We start from the raw sequence: 17,203 nt of genomic DNA on the forward strand, positions 1-17,203 counted from the left end.
TTTTCCATTTTATCAACGATTTATGCACATACAGCATGTCCTGTGGGTTTTTCTGAGGACACTCAAATAATCCCCACTATCCCCACCCCCTACAAATACATCATCTTTTCTTTTCTTCTTATATTATTTTAAGAAGGCCGGGCCGAGAGAGTTAAACAAGGACGCAAAGCATGGCTGATTTTCTGGCAGGGTTTTATCCATGGACGAAAGCCCTGCATGTGATTGCCGTGCTGACCTGGATGGCGGGGTTGTTCTATCTGCCGCGTCTGTTCGTCTATCACGCAGAGCGGGTAGAAACCGGAACGGACACCGACGCGCTGTTCCAGACGATGGAGCTGAAGCTGTATCGCTACATCATGAACCCGTCGATGATCGCGGTCTGGCTGTTCGGGCTGATGCTGATCTTTACGCCGGGCATCGTTGACTGGTCGGCCGTCTGGCCCTACACCAAGGGGATTTCTGTTCTGGCAATGACGTGGTTTCACCACTGGCTCGGCCTCCGGCGCAAGGATTTTGTGACGGGCAAGAACAGTCTGGCCGGAAAAACCTATCGAATGATGAACGAGTTGCCGACGCTTCTGATGCTGGTCATCGTCATTTCGGTGATCGTGAAGTTCTGATTTTGTTGACTCGGCACGCGCCAGCCCTTATGTGAGCGGCCAAAGGGCAGTCCTGCCCGCGATTTCCCATTCCAAGTCCGACCCGATGACGCCTTTGCGCAGGGTCTCAGCATAGTTTGTTTTCCCATGACCCAAGACGAAATCCAAGAAACCCTGAACCTGTCCGACCTCAAGGCGAAAACGCCCAAGGATCTTCTGGATATGGCCGAAGAGCTGGAGATCGAGAACGCCTCGACCATGCGCAAGGGGGACATGATGTTCTCCATCCTCAAGGAGCGCGCGGAAGAGGGCTGGGAAATCTCGGGCGACGGCGTGTTGGAGGTGTTGCAGGACGGGTTCGGCTTTCTGCGTTCGCCCGAGGCGAACTACCTGCCCGGCCCGGATGATATTTATGTTTCGCCCGAAATGATCCGTCAGCACAGCCTGCGCACTGGTGACACGGTCGAAGGCGTGATGCAGGCCCCGCGTGAGAATGAGCGCTACTTTGCCATCACCAAGGTCACGCAGATCAATTTCGAGGATCCCGAAAAGGCCCGCCACAAGATCAACTTCGACAACCTGACGCCGCTCTATCCCGACGAGCGGCTGAAGATGGAAATCGAGGATCCGACGATCAGGGACCGCTCGGCCCGGATCATCGATCTGGTCGCGCCGATCGGCAAAGGCCAGCGTGGGTTGATCGTGGCGCCGCCGCGGACCGGTAAAACCGTTCTGTTGCAGAACATCGCCAATTCGATCGCGACCAACCACCCGGAATGTTATCTGATCGTGCTGCTGATCGACGAACGCCCCGAAGAGGTGACCGACATGCAGCGCAGCGTGAAGGGAGAGGTGATTTCCTCGACCTTTGACGAACCGGCAACCCGTCACGTCGCCGTGGCCGAGATGGTAATCGAAAAAGCCAAGCGCTTGGTCGAACATAAGCGAGATGTTGTTATTCTTCTTGATTCGATCACAAGACTTGGTCGCGCCTTCAACACCGTGGTGCCGTCCTCGGGTAAGGTGCTGACCGGTGGTGTGGATGCGAACGCGCTGCAACGGCCCAAGCGGTTCTTCGGTGCGGCACGGAATATCGAAGAGGGCGGCAGCCTGACCATCATCGCCACCGCGCTGATCGACACCGGCAGCCGGATGGACGAGGTGATCTTCGAAGAATTCAAAGGCACGGGTAACTCGGAAATCGTGCTGGACCGCAAAGTGGCCGACAAGCGCGTGTTCCCGGCGATGGACATCCTCAAATCCGGCACCCGGAAAGAGGAACTGTTGGTCGATAAGCTCGATCTGCAGAAGACTTTTGTGCTGCGCCGGATCCTGAACCCGATGGGCACCACCGATGCGATCGAGTTCCTGATCTCGAAACTCAAGCAGACCAAGTCCAATGCGGAATTCTTCGATTCCATGAATACCTGACGGACGACCCGTTAAGGGGGTTACGCGGTGGATACGATCTATGCTCTGGCAACGGCGCGCGGCAAGGCCGGCGTCGCCGTCATTCGGCTTTCCGGGCCCTGCGCGCGGCAGGCGGCGGTTGCGCTTGGCGTAACACTGCCCGCGCCACGCAAGGCCGGGCTGCGCAAGCTGTTTGACGCGGACGGCCTGTTGCTGGACGAGGCACTGGTGCTGTGGTTCGAGGTCGGCGCAAGCTTTACCGGCGAAGAGGTGATCGAGCTGCACACCCACGGCAGCCCGGCCACAGTTGCCGCCGTCCTGCGGGCCTTGTCGGAAATCGAGGGGGTGCGCCTGGCGGAACCCGGTGAATTCACCCGCCGCGCGCTGGAGAACGAGCAGCTTGACCTTGCCCAGGTCGAAGGTCTGTCCGATCTGATCGAGGCCGAGACCGAGGCGCAGCGCCGTCAGGCCCTGCGGGTCCTGTCCGGCGCCATCGGGCAGCGCGCCGAATCCTGGCGCAGCGATCTGATCCGGGCGGCGGCCCTGCTGGAGGCCACAATAGATTTCGCCGACGAAGATGTGCCGGTGGATGTCACGCCCGAGGTGCTGGCGTTGCTGGACCGGGTCGAGGTTGACCTGACGCGCGAGGCGGCGGGCGTGTCTGCCGCCGAACGTATTCGCGACGGGTTCGAGGTGGCCATCGTCGGCCCGCCGAATGCCGGGAAATCGACATTGCTGAATGCGCTGGCCGGGCGCGAGGCGGCGATTACCTCTGAATTTGCGGGGACGACGCGCGATGTGATCGAGGTGCGGATGGATTTGAACGGCCTGCCCGTGACCGTGCTGGATACCGCCGGTCTGCGCGAAACCGTAGATGTGGTCGAAGGGATCGGCATCGACCGCGCCAGGGAACGCGCCACCGCCGCCGACCTGCGGGTGTTTTTGCTGGACGATCAGGGGTCCACCCTGGGCCTGACGCCAAAGGCGGATGATATCGTTCTGCGTGGCAAGGCCGATCTGGGCGGCGGCGGCGTGTCCGGAAAAACCGGCGAAGGTGTTGCAGAGCTGATCGCGGATATTACATCGCGTCTGGAAACCCGGGCCGCGCGGGCGGTGACGGCGACGCGGGAACGCCACAGGGTGGCGATCCTGAATGCGCTGGCCTCTATTTCTTCGGCGCGGAATCAGGTATGCAGGGGGCCGGACAGCGCAGAGCTTGCGGCTGAAGAGCTTCGAACCGCCATTCGCGCCCTCGATTCGCTCGTGGGGCGGGTGGATGTCGAACATATTCTGGATGAAATCTTCGCCAGCTTCTGTCTGGGCAAGTAAGGAGTGTTTCACGTGAAACATCGGGATTTCGATGTTGTTGTGGTGGGCGGAGGCCACGCGGGGACGGATGCAGCGCATGCATCGGCGCGGCTTGGCGCGCGCACCGCACTTGTGACGCTTCGCCGCGATGGCATTGGCGTGATGTCCTGTAATCCGGCAATCGGCGGGCTGGGCAAAGGTCATCTTGTGCGCGAGGTCGATGCGATGGATGGGCTGATGGGGCAGGTCGCGGATCGCGCCGGCATTCAGTTCCGCCTGCTAAACCGGCGCAAAGGGCCCGCTGTCCAGGGCCCGCGCGCGCAGGCCGACCGCAAGATTTACCGCGAAACCATGCAGGCCTTCATTACCTCCACGCCCAATCTGGATGTGGTGGAAGGGGAGGTGACCGACCTTATTATGCAGGGTGAAACCGTGGCCGGTGTTGTTCTGGCCGACGGGTCCGCATTGCGCGCCGCTGCCGTGGTTCTGACCACGGGTACCTTCCTGCGCGGTGTGATCCATATTGGTGATGTCAGGCGCCCGGGCGGGCGGATGGGCGATAAGCCGTCGGTCAAACTGGCCGAGCGGATCGACGGGTTCGGCCTGCCGCTGGGTCGTCTGAAAACCGGCACGCCGCCGCGTCTGGATGGGCGGACGATTGATTGGGGTGGGCTGGAAAGCCAGCCGGGCGACGATGATCCGGTGTTGTTTTCCTTTCTGTCGAAAGCTCCGTTCGTGCGTCAGGTTGCCTGCGGAATCACCCACACAAACGAACAAACCCACGCGATTATCCGCGAGAACCTGGATCGTTCAGCGATGTATGGCGGGCATATCGAAGGCGTCGGCCCGCGCTATTGCCCCTCGATCGAGGATAAGATCGTACGGTTTGCCGATAAAACCGCGCACCAGATTTTTCTGGAACCCGAGGGGCTGGACGATCACACCGTCTATCCCAACGGGATTTCGACCTCTCTGCCCGAGGATGTGCAGGCGGATTACGTCCATTCGATCCGGGGGCTGGAACAGGTTGTTATTCTGCAGCCGGGCTATGCCATTGAATACGATTACGTTGATCCCCGCGCGCTGGACACAACGCTGCAGGTCAAGGATGTGCCGGGATTGTATCTGGCCGGGCAGATCAACGGAACCACGGGGTATGAAGAGGCCGCGGCCCAGGGCATGGTTGCGGGGCTGAATGCGGCGCGATCTGCCTTGGCTGCCGTGCCGGTGTTGTTCAGCCGGACCGACAGCTATATCGGCGTGATGATCGATGATCTGGTGACCCGCGGCGTGACCGAACCCTACCGTATGTTCACATCGCGGGCCGAATTTCGGCTGTCGCTGCGTGCGGATAACGCGGATCAGCGGTTGACCCCGATGGGACTCGAAATTGGCTGCGTGGGCGCGACGCGCCAGCGGATGTTCGAAAACAAGATGGAACAGCTTGGCCAGGCGCGGGCGCGGCTGGATGCAATGTCGTTGACGCCAAGGCAGATCGGCGAGGTCGGGATCAAGGTGAATGCCGATGGCCACCGCCGCTCGGGCTTTGATCTGCTGGCGTTCCCGGATGTGGGATTTGACGATGTGATCGCGCTGGATCCCTCGTTGGCTGACGTTGCGCCGGAAATTCGCGATCAGGTCGCACGCGATGCGCTTTACGCTAACTACATCCGGCGACAGCAACAGGATGTGGCGGCGATGAAGCGTGACGAGGCGCAGAGGATTCCCGGAGATTTCGATTACGGCGTGCTGCAAGGTTTGTCGAACGAGCTGAAAACCAAACTGTCGCATATCCGTCCGGCGACGCTGGGGCAGGCGGGGCGTGTGGATGGGATGACGCCAGCCGCGCTGACGCTGCTTTTGGCCAAGTTGCGGCAGCGGGAGCGGAAATCCGCATGAGCACCGATGCCATGCTGAATGTTTCACGTGAAACATTGGAGCGCCTGAAAACCTATGAGGCGCTTTTGAAAAAGTGGAATCCGGCGATCAACCTCGTCGCGAAATCCACTTTGGCAGAGGCCTGGACCCGCCATTTCATCGATTCCGCCCAGATTTTCGATTGCGCGCCGCAGGATGTGCGGCATTGGGCCGATCTGGGCAGCGGCGGCGGGTTTCCCGGCATGGTGATCGCCATCATGGCGGCCCAGCGTGCGCCGGACATGGCGGTGACGCTGGTCGAAAGCGATCAGCGTAAGGCCACCTTCCTGCGCACCGTCGCACGCGAGGTTGGCGTGGCCGTCAATGTGATCGCCGCCCGAATCGAAGAGGTGCCGCCACTGGGCGCCGATGTGGTGTCCGCCCGGGCGCTGGCGCCGCTGTCGGTGCTGCTTGGCTTTGCCGAACGGCATCTGACGCCCGATGGGCGGGCGATTTTCCTGAAAGGCGCCAATCACGCGCACGAGATCACCGAGGCGCTTGCATCCTGGCGGTTCGAGGTCCAGAAAATACCCAGCAGGACAGATCCACAGGCTGTCATTCTTTCCATCGGAGGACTTGCCCATGTCTGACCCGACGCGCCCGACCGCGCCGAAGATCATCGCTGTCGCCAATCAGAAGGGCGGCGTTGGAAAGACCACGACGACCATCAACCTGGCTGCCGCGCTGGTGGCCGAGGGGCTGACCGTTCTGATCGTCGATCTGGATCCGCAGGGGAATGCCTCGACCGGGCTGGGGGTCGAGGCGGGGCAACGGCTTCGCACGACCTATGATCTGCTGCTGGACGAGGCCCCGCTGAGTGAGGTGATCCGCGCGACAGAGATCGACGGGTTGCTGATCGCGCCGGCGACGACTGACCTTAGCTCGGCAGATATCGAAATGGTATCAAATGAAAAGCGCAGCTTTCTGCTGCATGACGCGCTGCGCCAACCCGCGATTGACGGGTATGGCTTTGATTACATCCTGATCGATTGTCCGCCGTCGCTCAGCCTGCTGACGGTCAACGCGATGGTTGCCGCGCATTCCATTCTGGTTCCGCTGCAAAGCGAGTTTTTCGCGCTAGAGGGTTTGTCGCAATTGATGCTGACCATTCGGGAGCTGCGCCAGACGGCAAATCCCGGCCTGCGGATCGAAGGTGTTGTGTTGACCATGTATGACAAACGCAACAACTTGTCCCAGCAGGTCGAAAATGACGCACGGGAATATCTGGGCGATCTTGTGTTCAAGACAGTGATTCCGCGCAATGTGCGGGTCAGCGAAGCGCCGTCTTTCGCGATGTCGGTGCTGGAATATGACCCGTCGTCACGCGGGGCGATGGCCTATCGCGCGCTGGCGCGGGAAATGCTGCAGCGCACATCGGTCGTGGCCGCATAATAAAAAGGGGGAGTCATGAGCAAGAAACCTGAAAGACGTGGCCTTGGGCGGGGCCTGTCGGCATTGATGGCCGATGTGAACCTGGTTGAAGACAGCGCCGAGGCCGTCGAAGACAGGCCGCGCCGATCGGACTTGACGGTGCCGGTTGAAAAGCTTTTCCCCAACCCCGATCAGCCGCGCCGCCGCTTTTCACAGGAGGCGCTGGAAGAACTGGCCGCCTCGATCCGCGAAAAAGGTGTGATTCAGCCGCTGATCGTGCGCGACAACAAACGCCAGGCCGGAACCTATGAGATTGTCGCGGGCGAACGCCGCTGGCGCGCCTCGCAATTGGCACAGTTGCACGAGGTGCCGGTGATCGTGCGCGATCTGGACGATACCGAGGTTCTGGAAGTCGCGATTATCGAAAACATCCAGCGCGCCGATCTGAACCCGGTCGAAGAGGCGCAGGGCTATCGCCAGTTGATGGATCGGTTTGGTCATACTCAGGAACGGCTGGCCGAAGCGCTGAGCAAAAGCCGCAGTCACATTGCCAACCTGATGCGTCTGCTGCAACTGCCCGACGAAGTGCAGGACTATGTACGCGAAGGGCAGCTTTCGGCGGGACATGCGCGCGCGCTGATCACCACCGACGATCCGGCCGCGTTGGCGCGTCAGGTGATTGCGGGCGGATTGTCGGTGCGCGAAACTGAAAAGCTGGCAAAAGGGCCGAAACCGGCCGCGAAATCCGCGCCAGCGCCCAGCGGTGAAAAAGATGCCGACACCCGCGCGCTGGAACAGGATCTGTCCGCCAATCTGGGGATGAAGGTCGTGATTGATCATCCGGCGGGGCAGGAGGCGGGCAAGCTGGTAATCAGCTACCGCACGCTGGACGAGTTGGACGAGCTGTGCCGGGTTCTGAGCATCACGCCTCTGGACGCGACCAGATAAACAGCGTAACCGCGGCCAGCGTCAGCGCCTGAATCACCAGAAGTGTCGGGCGCACATCCAGAATCAGTGACACGCCGAAACCGGCAAGGATCGACAGACTGGCCAGCCATTTGACGGGGCGGCGGATGGCGCCGCTTTCCTGCCAGTCGGTGATGGATGGGCCGAAAACCGGATGGGTCAGCAGCCAGTGGTGCAGCCGTTCGGAGGAGCGGGCGAAAAAGAAGGCAGCCAACAGCATGAACGGCACCGTCGGGATCAGCGGCAGCGCCGCCCCGACAAAACCGAGCCCGACAGAGACAAGCCCAAGAAACATCCAAATTGCGCGCATGATGGATCAGTCCGGCATAAGATCGCGCAGGACGGCGTTCAGCAGTGCGCGGCCCTTGGGCGTCGTGCGCAAGGCGTCGCCATCGCGTTCAACCAGCGAAAAATCTTTTAACTTATTGATTTCATTATGGTTCATCTGTTCCCCGGCAAGCGCTTCATAACGGGAGATGCTGATCCCGTCACGCAATCGCATCCCCATCATCAGATATTCCGCTGCCTGATCTTTCAAGGGCAGGGCGGTGCGACCCATTTCCCCGTTGCCGCGCGTCCGGACCGCATCCAGCCAGGCGCCCGGCTGTAACGCGGTCTCGGTCGCATAGCGCTGGCCGCCTAATGTGATCCGCCCATGTGCGCCGGGGCCGATCCCGGCATAGTCGCCGTAGCGCCAGTAAATCATGTTGTGCCGCGATTGTGCACCGGGCCGGGCGTGGTTCGAAACCTCATAGGCCGGCATCCCGGCCTGTTCGCACAGATCCTGGGTCAGGAAATACATGTCGCCGGCGCTGTCCTCGTCCGGCAGGCCGGCCAGCTTGCCGCGCGCATAACGGTCGCCAAAGGCGGTGCCATCCTCGATCGTCAGCTGATACAGCGACAGGTGATCCACCGCCATCGACAGCGCCTCGGTCAGTTCGGCTTTCCAGGCCTCGGGTGTCTGATCTTGCCGGGCATAGATCAGATCGAAACTGACGCGGTCAAACGTGTGGCGGGCGATATCAAATGCGGCGCGGGCCTCGGCCACGCTGTGCAGCCGCCCCAACCGCCGCAGATCATCGTCATTGAGCGCCTGAAGACCCATCGAGACCCGGTTCACCCCCGCATCGCGATAGCCGCGAAAGCGCCCGGCCTCGACCGAGGTGGGGTTTGCCTCCAGCGTTACTTCCATGTCGTTGACGGTGGGCCATGTGGCGCGAACCGCATCCAGAATGGCGGCGACAAGGTCGGGCTCCATCATGCTGGGGGTGCCGCCGCCGAAAAAAACGCTGTTCAGAACGCGGGGGCCGGTTTCAGCCCCGATGCGGGCGATTTCGGCGATATAGGCACGTTTCCAGACATTTTGATCTATGGACGCTGCGACATGGCTATTGAAATCGCAATAGGGGCATTTTGCCTGACAGAACGGCCAATGGAGATAAAGGCCAAAGCCGCCCTGTTGCCAGTCGTCAGTTGCCAAAGACGGTCACCAGCTTTTCGAACGCCTTGGCGCGATGGCTGATCTTGTTCTTTTCCCAGCGGTTCATTTCGCCAAAGGTCTGATCATAGCCGTCGGGCTGAAAGATCGGGTCATATCCGTGACCCTGTGCACCGCGCATCGGCCAGACGATCTGACCGGGCATGTGGCCCTCGAACACTTCGTCATGACCGTCGGGCCAGGCCAGCACGAAGGTGCAGCAGAACCGCGCGGTGCGGGGGAAGGGGGCGTTGACCGCTTCCAGTTTTTCCCAGGTCTTGGTCATCGCCATGTTGAAATCGCGGCCCGTGGGGGTTTCGGCCCAATCGGCGGTATAGACACCGGGCGCGCCGTCCAGCGCGTCGATCTCGATTCCCGAATCGTCGGCCAGCGCGGGGATACCAGTGGCTTTGGCGGCGGCGTGGGCCTTGATCCGCGCGTTGCCGATGAATGTATCCTCGGTTTCCTCGGGCTCGGGCAGGCCCAGTTCACCGGCCGAGACGACCGCGACATTGTAAGGTTCAAGCAGGTGCTGAATTTCCTCCAGCTTGCCCTGGTTGTGCGTCGCGACCAAAAGTTTCTCTCCGGTGAACCGGCGCATCTTATCCCTCCACTGCGGCCTTTTGCGCCGCGACCAGTTGTTTCACGCCCCGCTCGGCCAGTTCCAGCAGTTCATCCATTTCGGGGCGGGTAAAGGTCGCGCCCTCGGCGGACATCTGCACCTCGATCAGGCGGCCGCCGCCGGTCATCACGAAATTGCCGTCGACACCGGCCTCGGAATCCTCGGGATAATCCAGATCCAGCACCGGCTGCGCGCCGTAAATTCCGCAGGACACGGCGGCCACATGGTCCATCAACGGGTCGGAAATGACATCGCCGGCCTTCATCAGCTTGTTCACCGCCAGCCGCAGCGCGACCCAGCCACCGGTGATCGCGGCGCAGCGAGTGCCGCCATCGGCCTGAATCACGTCGCAATCCACGGTGATCTGGCGTTCACCCAGCGCAACCCGATCAACGCCCGCGCGCAGGGCGCGGCCGATCAGGCGCTGGATTTCCACGGTGCGGCCGCCTTGTTTGCCGGCCGTCGCCTCGCGCCGCATCCGCGACCCGGTCGAGCGCGGCAGCATCCCGTATTCCGCAGTCACCCAGCCCAGGCCGGAATTCTTCAAAAACGGCGGCACCCGGGGCTCAAGCGATGCGGTGCACAGCACATGGGTATCGCCCATCCGGATCATGCACGACCCTTCCGCATGTTTCGTCACCCCGGTTTCGATTGAAATCGGGCGCATTTCGCTTACATCACGGCCTGACGGGCGCATTGGATTGTCCTTTCGATATGTTGCCGGTTAGGTCCCATGCCGCGCGGGTTGATGCAAGCCCGATTGACGCGGGGGACACATGCTCTTTAATGGCACAGCACCATGGGGATCGCTTGGGTGAATGACGGATCGGACATTCTGAACCAGATGAATGCGCGCAGCCGCGAGGTGTTTCGCCGCGTTGTCGAAGGTTATCTTGACAGTGGCGGGCCGGTCGGGTCGCGCACCCTGACGCGTGCGATGAACGAAAAGGTCAGCGCCGCGACGATCCGCAACGTGATGCAGGATCTGGAGTTTCTGGGCCTGCTGGACAGCCCGCATATTTCGGCCGGGCGGATCCCGACGCAGTTGGGCCTGCGGATGTTCGTCGACGGGCTGTTGGAAGTGCGCGATCTGGACAATACCGACCGCGAAAAGATCGATGCGACGCTGGGCAGCAATGAGCGGGACATGAGCAGCATGCTGGACCGGGTCGGATCCGCACTGTCGGGCGTTACCCAGGGCGCAAGTCTGGTTCTGGCGCCCAAGCACGAAGCGCCGATCCGGCATATCGAATTTGTCAGCCTTGGCCATGACCGTGCATTGGTGGTGCTGGTCTTTGCCGACGGGCATGTGGAAAACCGGGTGTTCGAGCCGCCGAAGGGGCAGACGCCGTCGTCGATGCGCGAGGCTGCGAATTTCCTGAATGCGCTGGCCGAGGGCCGCACCCTGAGCGAGCTGCGCAACGTCATGGAGCGAGAGATCCGCGCCCGGCGGCAGGAGCTGGACCAACTGGCGCGTGAAATGGTCGAAAGTGGCCTGGCGATCTGGGAAAATGAGGGGCAGCCCTATGAGCGGCTGATCGTGCGGGGCCGGGCGAATCTGCTGGAAGAGGCCGCCGAGGCCGAAGAGCTGGACCGCATCCGAACCCTGTTCGACGATCTGGAACGCAAGCGCGATATCGCCGAGTTTCTGGAACTGACCGAAGATGGCGAAGGTGTACGCATTTTTATCGGCTCCGAGAACAAGCTTTTTTCACTTTCGGGCTCCTCTTTGGTGGTGTCTCCCTATATGAACGCAGACCGAAAGATCATTGGTGCCGTTGGCGTGATCGGTCCGACGCGGTTGAATTATGGCCGTATCGTTCCGATCGTGGACTACACGGCACAACTGGTCGGAAAACTGATCTCTGACCGGGGTAAGGGGTAGAAGATGGCAGAAGCAGAAAAAAAAGAGAGCCTGGAGCCCGAGGAAGGCTTCGTGGAAGACAACGAAACGTTCGGGGGGCTCGATCTGGGCCAGCCGGACGAGGTCGAGTTGCTGCGCGCCGAGCGTGACGACATGCGCGACCGGTTCATGCGCGCGCTGGCCGATGCGGAAAACGCCCGCAAGCGCGGCGAACGCGACCGGCGCGAGGCCGAGCAATATGGCGGCTCGAAACTGGCCCGCGACATGCTGCCGGTGTTCGACAACCTCAAGCGCGCGCTGGAAGTGGTGAGCGACGAGCAGCGCGAGGCCAACAAGGCGCTGATCGAAGGGGTGGAACTGACGTTGCGCGAGCTGATCAACGTGTTCGGCAAACACGGGATTCAGCCCATCGCGCCCGAGATTGGGGATGTGTTCGACCCGCAACTGCACCAGGCAATGTTCGAGGCGCCGGTGCCGGGCACCAAGGCGGGCGAGATCATTCAGGTGATGACCGAAGGGTTCCTGCTGCACGAGCGTCTGCTGCGCCCGGCGCAGGTTGGGGTTTCCTCGACCCCCGCGGGCTGATCCGGGGCGGCGAGGATAGTTTCAAAAGAGGAAGGGGTGGTCAGGATTTGGCCGCCTCTTTCAATTCATAGAGGATTTGCAGCGCCTCGCGCGGGGTGAGTTCATCGGGCAGGACGGCCGCGAGCTTTTCTTCAAGCGCTGACGGCGCAGATGGTTTCGGCACGGGCACGGGTGCCGCGGCAAAGAGCGGCAGATCGTCGATCAGCGCCTTTTTCCCCGCGCCGCCCTCGCGTTCCCCCTTTTCCAGCGCATCCAGCACCACGCGGGCGCGATTGATCACAGCCGCAGGCAGGCCCGCCAGTTTCGCCACCTGTACGCCGTAGGATCGGTCGGCGGCGCCCTTGTGCACCTCGTGCAGGAAGATCACATCGCCCTGCCATTCCTTCACCGCCACGGTGGCGTTCTCGACCCCGGGCAGCTTGCCCGCCAGCGCGGTCATTTCGTGGTAATGGGTGGCGAACAGGGCGCGGGCGCGGTTCACGTCGTGCAGGTGTTCCAGCGTGGCCCAGGCGATCGACAACCCGTCATAGGTGGCGGTGCCACGCCCGATTTCATCCAGAATCACAAGCGCGCGGTCGTCGGCCTGATTGAGGATCGCGGCGGTTTCAACCATTTCCACCATGAAGGTCGAGCGCCCGCGCGCCAGATCGTCCGACGCGCCGACGCGGCTGAACAGTTGTGAAACAAGGCCAATATGGGCTTGCGTCGCGGGCACGAAACTGCCCGCCTGAGCCAGCAGCGCGATCAGCGCGTTTTGCCGCAGGAAGGTGGATTTACCCGCCATGTTCGGGCCGGTCAGCAGCCAGATCGCAGCACCGTCGCCCGCCGAAAGATCGCAGTCATTGGCAATGAACGGCGCACCGCCCTGTTTGCGCAGGGCGCGTTCCACGACCGGGTGGCGACCGCCGCGGATATCGAAGGCGCGGCTGTCATCGACCCGGGGTTCGCACCAATCCTCGCCCCGTGCCAGATCGGCGAAACCGGCGGCAAGGTCGATTTCGGCCAGTGCGGCAGCGGCCTGGGCGATGTCGGCGGCACGGTCCAGAATGGCGGCTTTCAGGATGTCATAGAGCCGCTTTTCAATCTCAAGCGCCCGGTTGCCGGCGTTCAGGATGCGGGTTTCCATCTCGGACAGATCGACGGTGGTGAAGCGCACCGCGTTGGCGGTGGTCTGGCGATGGATGAAGCTTTCCGACAGCGGGGCCGACAACATCTTTTCGGCATGGGTTGCGGTAGTTTCGATGAAATAGCCCAGCACGTTGTTGTGCTTGATCTTGAGCGACGGGATGCCGGTTTGCGCGGCATAGTCGGCCTGCATCCGGGCGATCACGCCACGGCCTTCGTCGCGCAACTGGCGGGCCTCGTCCAGCGCGGGGTCATAGCCGGGCGCGATAAAGCCGCCGTCGCGGGCCAGAAGCGGCGGATCGGCCACCAGCGCCTGATCCAACAGATCCAGCAGCGCATCGTGACCGATCAGTGCCCGCGCCGCATCGGCGATCAGGGCGGGGGCGTCATTGGGCAGATCTGTGGCAACAGCGCCAGCCTGGGCCAGACCGTTGCGGATCGCGGCCAGATCGCGTGGCCCACCCCGATCAAGACCCAGCCGCGACAAGGCGCGGTCCATGTCGGGCGCGCGGCGCAGATGGGCGCGCAATGTGTCGGATAAGCGGCTCTGTTCCAGCATGAATCGCACGGAGTCCAGTCGCGCGTGGATCAGCGTCAGATCGCGCGAAGGGCTGGAAATGCGCCGTTCAAGCAGCCGCGCACCGGGGGCGGTGACGGTGCGGTCGATCGCGGCCAGCAAGGATCCGTCGCGCCCGCCCGACAGACTGGCGGTCAGTTCCAGGTTGCGCCGGGTGGCGGCATCGATCTGGACGTTGCGCGATGCGGATTCGCGCACCGGCGGGCGCAGCAGGGGCAGGTTGCCCTTCTGGGTGATGTCCAGATAGTCGACGATGGCCCCCATCGCCGACAGCTCGGACCGGGTGAAGCTGCCGAAGGCGTCCAGCGTATCGACGCCGAACAGCGCGCCCAGCCGCTTTTCCGCCGATGCGCTGTCGAAGCTGGCCCGCGCCAGGGGTGTCAGCGCGGCCCCGGATTCAGTGACTATTTCGGCCAGTTCGGCCTCTTTTACCTCTGACACGATCACCTCGCGCGGGGCGAGGCGGGCCAGTTCGGGCGACAGGCGCACCGGGGCGCAGGGCATCACCCGGAACGCGCCGGTCGAAATATCGACCCAGGCAAGGGCCGCGTCATCGCGTACCTCGGCATAGGCGGCAAGGTAATTGTGGCGCCGCGCCTCCAGCAGGCTTTCCTCGGTCAAGGTGCCGGGTGTCACCAGCCGCACCACGCCGCGTTTCACGACGGATTTCGAGCCGCGCTTCTTGGCTTCTGCCGGGTCTTCCATCTGTTCGCAGACCGCCACGCGAAACCCCTTGCGGATCAGCGTCAGCAGATAGTTCTCGGCGGCATGGACCGGCACGCCGCACATCGGGATGTCATCGCCCAGATGCTTGCCGCGTTTGGTCAGGGCGATATCCAGCGCTTCGGACGCGGCGACGGCGTCGTCAAAGAACATCTCATAGAAATCGCCCATCCGATAGAACAGGAGGGCGTCCTGATACCCTTCTTTTATCTCCAGAAACTGCGCCATCATCGGCGTGACGGATGCGTTAGCGATGGTCACGACTTCCCCCGGTGTTTTGGTCAGCAGACCTTACAAACCGCGCAGAGGCGGCGAAAGCGGGAATTCCATCTTTTGTTGAGGCCCGGCACGCGGGGCGTTAAGACAGCCTGATCCGACTGGAGGAGGAGAAGAGGGCCGATGTCGAGCAAGAACAAGATCACCCGCGAAGAGGCGCTGGCCTATCACCTGGATCCGACGCCGGGCAAATACGAGATCCACGCCACCACCGCGATGACCACCCAGCGCGACCTGTCGCTGGCCTACAGCCCCGGTGTGGCCGTGCCGGTCGAGGCAATCGCCGAAAATCCCGAAACCGCCTATGACTATACGGTCAAGGGCAACATGGTGGCGGTGATTTCCAACGGCACCGCGATCCTGGGGCTGGGCAATCTGGGCGCGCTTGCCTCCAAGCCGGTGATGGAGGGCAAGGCGGTTCTGTTCAAGCGCTTTGCCGACGTCAACGCCATCGACATCGAGCTGGATACCGAAGATCCCGAAGAGATCATCAAGGCGGTGCGCCTGATGGGCCCCACCTTTGGCGGGATCAATCTGGAAGACATCAAGGCGCCCGAATGTTTCATCATCGAGCAGCGCCTGAAGGAAGAGATGGATATCCCGGTCTTCCATGATGACCAGCACGGCACCGCCGTGATCTGCGCCGCGGGTCTGATCAACGCGCTGCATCTGTCGGGCAAGAAGATCGAGGATTGCAAGATCGTTCTGAACGGTGCGGGGGCCGCCGGAATCGCCTGTCTGGAACTGATCAAGGTGATGGGCGCCCAGCACGACAATTGCATCATGTGCGACACCAAGGGCGTGATCTGGCAGGGCCGGACCGAGGGTATGAACCAGTGGAAATCGGCCCATGCCGCCGTGACCGATGCCCGCACGCTGGAAGAGGCGATGGTCGGCGCCGATGTGTTTCTGGGCGTGTCGGTCAAGGGTGCGGTGACCGCTGACATGGTGGCCAGCATGGCCGACAACCCGGTGATTTTCGCGATGGCCAACCCCGACCCGGAAATCACCCCGGAAGAGGCGCAGGCCGTGCGCGTCGATGCCATCGTGGCCACGGGCCGGTCGGATTATCCCAATCAGGTCAATAACGTGCTGGGTTTTCCCTATCTCTTTCGCGGTGCGCTGGATATCCACGCCCGCGCCATCAACGACGAGATGAAGATCGCCTGCGCCGAAGCACTTGCCGCGCTGGCCCGCGAAGACGTGCCCGACGAGGTGGCCATGGCATATGGGCGCAAGCTGACCTTCGGGCGCGATTACATCATCCCGACGCCGTTCGACCCGCGTCTGATCTATGTGATTCCGCCTGCCGTGGCGCGTGCGGGCATGGATACCGGTGCCGCGCGTCGGCCGATCGTCGATATGGATGGCTATGTGCAGTCGCTGAAGGCGCGGGTGGATCCCACGGCCTCGATCCTGCGGGGGATCGCGGCGCGGGCCAAGGCGGCGCAGGCGCGAATGATCTTTGCCGAGGGTGACGATATCCGGGTGCTGCGCGCCGCCGTGCAGTATCAGCGCAACGGCTATGGCAAGGCGCTGATCGTGGGGCGCGAACCCGACGTGAAACAGCGGCTGGAAGCCGCCGGTCTGGGCGATGCGGTGCGCGAGCTGGAGGTGGTGAACGCCGCCAACACGCGGCATTTGGCGGCCTATATCGATTTCCTGTATGCCCGATTGCAGCGCGAAGGCTTTGACCGCAACGATATCCGCAAGCTGGCGACGCGCGACCGGCATGTGTTTTCGGCACTGATGCTGGCGCATGGTCATGGCGATGGAATGATCACCGGGGCCACTCGAAAATCGGCCCATGTGATGGAGCTGATCAACCATGTGTTCGACGCCCGCGCACAGGATGGCGCGGTGGGTGTGACGGCTTTGCTGCACAAGGGGCGGATCGTGCTGATCGCCGATACGCTGGTGCATGAATGGCCGGACGAAGAGGATCTGGCCAATATCGCCGAGCGCAGCGCCGATGTGGCGCGCAGCCTGGGGTTGGAGCCGCGCGTGGCCTTTGTCAGCTTTTCGACCTTCGGCTATCCGGTCAGCGAACGCGCGACCAAGATGCACCTTGCGCCCAAGGTGCTGAACCGGCGCGGTGTCGATTTCGAATACGAGGGCGAGATGACCGTGGACGTGGCGCTGAACAAGGTCGCGATGGAGGCTTACCCCTTCTCGCGGCTCAGCGGACCCGCGAATGTTCTGGTGGTGCCGGCGCGGCATTCGGCCTCGATTTCGGTCAAGCTGATGCAGGAAATGGCCGGGGCGACGGTGATCGGGCCGATCCTGACCGGGGTGGATAAGCCGATCCAGATCTGCTCGACCGTATCGACGGTGAACGACATCATGAACATGGCGCTTCTGGCGGCCAGCAAGGTGGGCTAGG

Annotated in this window: 15 protein-coding genes; 10 read left to right on the plus strand and 5 right to left on the minus strand. The window is 62.2% G+C overall.

Annotated elements, in window-relative coordinates; all coding sequences use genetic code 11:
- The first annotated feature begins 170 nt into the window (after nt 1-170).
- From ACSR1C_RS00915 to ACSR1C_RS00945, 7 genes are all read left to right on the plus strand, one after another.
- Nucleotides 171-620, plus strand: a complete 450-nt coding sequence (locus ACSR1C_RS00915) for a CopD family protein (RefSeq protein ID WP_460257444.1) — start codon at nt 171-173, stop codon at nt 618-620.
- A 141-nt stretch (nt 621-761) separates the two neighbouring features.
- Nucleotides 762-2,030 (plus strand): transcription termination factor Rho, encoded by a 1,269-nt coding sequence (gene rho, locus ACSR1C_RS00920; protein WP_460257918.1) that lies wholly within the window; start codon nt 762-764, stop codon nt 2,028-2,030.
- A gap of 27 nt (nt 2,031-2,057) precedes the next feature.
- On the plus strand, nt 2,058-3,338 hold the full coding sequence (gene mnmE, locus ACSR1C_RS00925; RefSeq protein WP_460257445.1) for a tRNA uridine-5-carboxymethylaminomethyl(34) synthesis GTPase MnmE: 1,281 nt from the start codon (nt 2,058-2,060) through the stop codon (nt 3,336-3,338).
- A gap of 12 nt (nt 3,339-3,350) precedes the next feature.
- Nucleotides 3,351-5,216: a tRNA uridine-5-carboxymethylaminomethyl(34) synthesis enzyme MnmG gene (gene mnmG, locus ACSR1C_RS00930; RefSeq protein ID WP_460257446.1), complete on the plus strand. Its 1,866-nt coding sequence runs from the start codon at nt 3,351-3,353 to the stop codon at nt 5,214-5,216.
- On the plus strand, nt 5,213-5,824 hold the full coding sequence (gene rsmG / locus ACSR1C_RS00935; protein WP_460257447.1) for a 16S rRNA (guanine(527)-N(7))-methyltransferase RsmG: 612 nt from the start codon (nt 5,213-5,215) through the stop codon (nt 5,822-5,824). Before mnmG ends, rsmG begins: the two co-directional genes overlap by 4 nt.
- Nucleotides 5,817-6,626: a ParA family protein gene (locus ACSR1C_RS00940; RefSeq protein WP_460257448.1), complete on the plus strand. Its 810-nt coding sequence runs from the start codon at nt 5,817-5,819 to the stop codon at nt 6,624-6,626. The genes rsmG and ACSR1C_RS00940 overlap by 8 nt, the downstream gene beginning before the upstream one ends.
- A 15-nt stretch (nt 6,627-6,641) precedes the next feature.
- Complete coding sequence (locus ACSR1C_RS00945; RefSeq protein WP_460257449.1) at nt 6,642-7,553, plus strand: ParB/RepB/Spo0J family partition protein; 912 nt, start codon at nt 6,642-6,644, stop codon at nt 7,551-7,553.
- Here the strand turns inward: ACSR1C_RS00945 and ACSR1C_RS00950 are convergent.
- The 4 genes from ACSR1C_RS00950 to rph are packed head-to-tail and all read right to left on the minus strand — an operon-like array spanning nt 7,528 to nt 10,367.
- The gene (locus ACSR1C_RS00950) at nt 7,528-7,881 is read right to left on the minus strand and encodes a YbaN family protein (protein ID WP_460257450.1); all 354 of its coding nucleotides are present in this window, start codon (nt 7,879-7,881) and stop codon (nt 7,528-7,530) included. The two genes, ACSR1C_RS00945 and ACSR1C_RS00950, sit on opposite strands and share 26 nt — an antisense overlap.
- Nucleotides 7,882-7,887: 6 nt before the next feature.
- Entirely contained in the window at nt 7,888-9,051 is a 1,164-nt protein-coding gene (gene hemW / locus ACSR1C_RS00955) for a radical SAM family heme chaperone HemW (RefSeq protein WP_460257451.1), read from the minus strand.
- Nucleotides 9,041-9,649 carry an RdgB/HAM1 family non-canonical purine NTP pyrophosphatase gene (gene rdgB, locus ACSR1C_RS00960; protein WP_460257452.1) on the minus strand — a complete coding sequence of 203 codons (609 nt, stop codon included), beginning with the start codon at nt 9,647-9,649 and terminating at the stop codon, nt 9,041-9,043. The genes hemW and rdgB overlap by 11 nt, the downstream gene beginning before the upstream one ends.
- Nucleotide 9,650: 1 nt before the next feature.
- On the minus strand, nt 9,651-10,367 hold the full coding sequence (rph, locus tag ACSR1C_RS00965) for a ribonuclease PH (protein ID WP_460257453.1): 717 nt from the start codon (nt 10,365-10,367) through the stop codon (nt 9,651-9,653).
- A gap of 102 nt (nt 10,368-10,469) precedes the next feature.
- Between rph and hrcA the strand changes: the two genes are divergently transcribed.
- Together hrcA and ACSR1C_RS00975 are read left to right on the plus strand one after the other, a co-directional pair.
- Nucleotides 10,470-11,555: a heat-inducible transcriptional repressor HrcA gene (gene hrcA, locus ACSR1C_RS00970; RefSeq protein WP_460257454.1), complete on the plus strand. Its 1,086-nt coding sequence runs from the start codon at nt 10,470-10,472 to the stop codon at nt 11,553-11,555.
- A gap of 3 nt (nt 11,556-11,558) precedes the next feature.
- Nucleotides 11,559-12,119: a nucleotide exchange factor GrpE gene (locus ACSR1C_RS00975; RefSeq protein ID WP_460257455.1), complete on the plus strand. Its 561-nt coding sequence runs from the start codon at nt 11,559-11,561 to the stop codon at nt 12,117-12,119.
- 40 nt (nt 12,120-12,159) lie between these two features.
- On the opposite strand, the gene mutS is transcribed toward ACSR1C_RS00975, so the two are convergent.
- Complete coding sequence (gene mutS, locus ACSR1C_RS00980; protein ID WP_460257919.1) at nt 12,160-14,775, minus strand: DNA mismatch repair protein MutS; 2,616 nt, start codon at nt 14,773-14,775, stop codon at nt 12,160-12,162.
- Between the two features lie 168 nt (nt 14,776-14,943).
- Here mutS and ACSR1C_RS00985 point away from each other — a divergent pair, with 168 nt between their 5' ends.
- Entirely contained in the window at nt 14,944-17,202 is a 2,259-nt protein-coding gene (locus ACSR1C_RS00985) for an NADP-dependent malic enzyme (protein ID WP_460257456.1), read from the plus strand.
- Nucleotide 17,203: the final 1 nt, after the last annotated feature.

Source organism: Actibacterium sp. D185-2 (assembly GCF_054954595.1).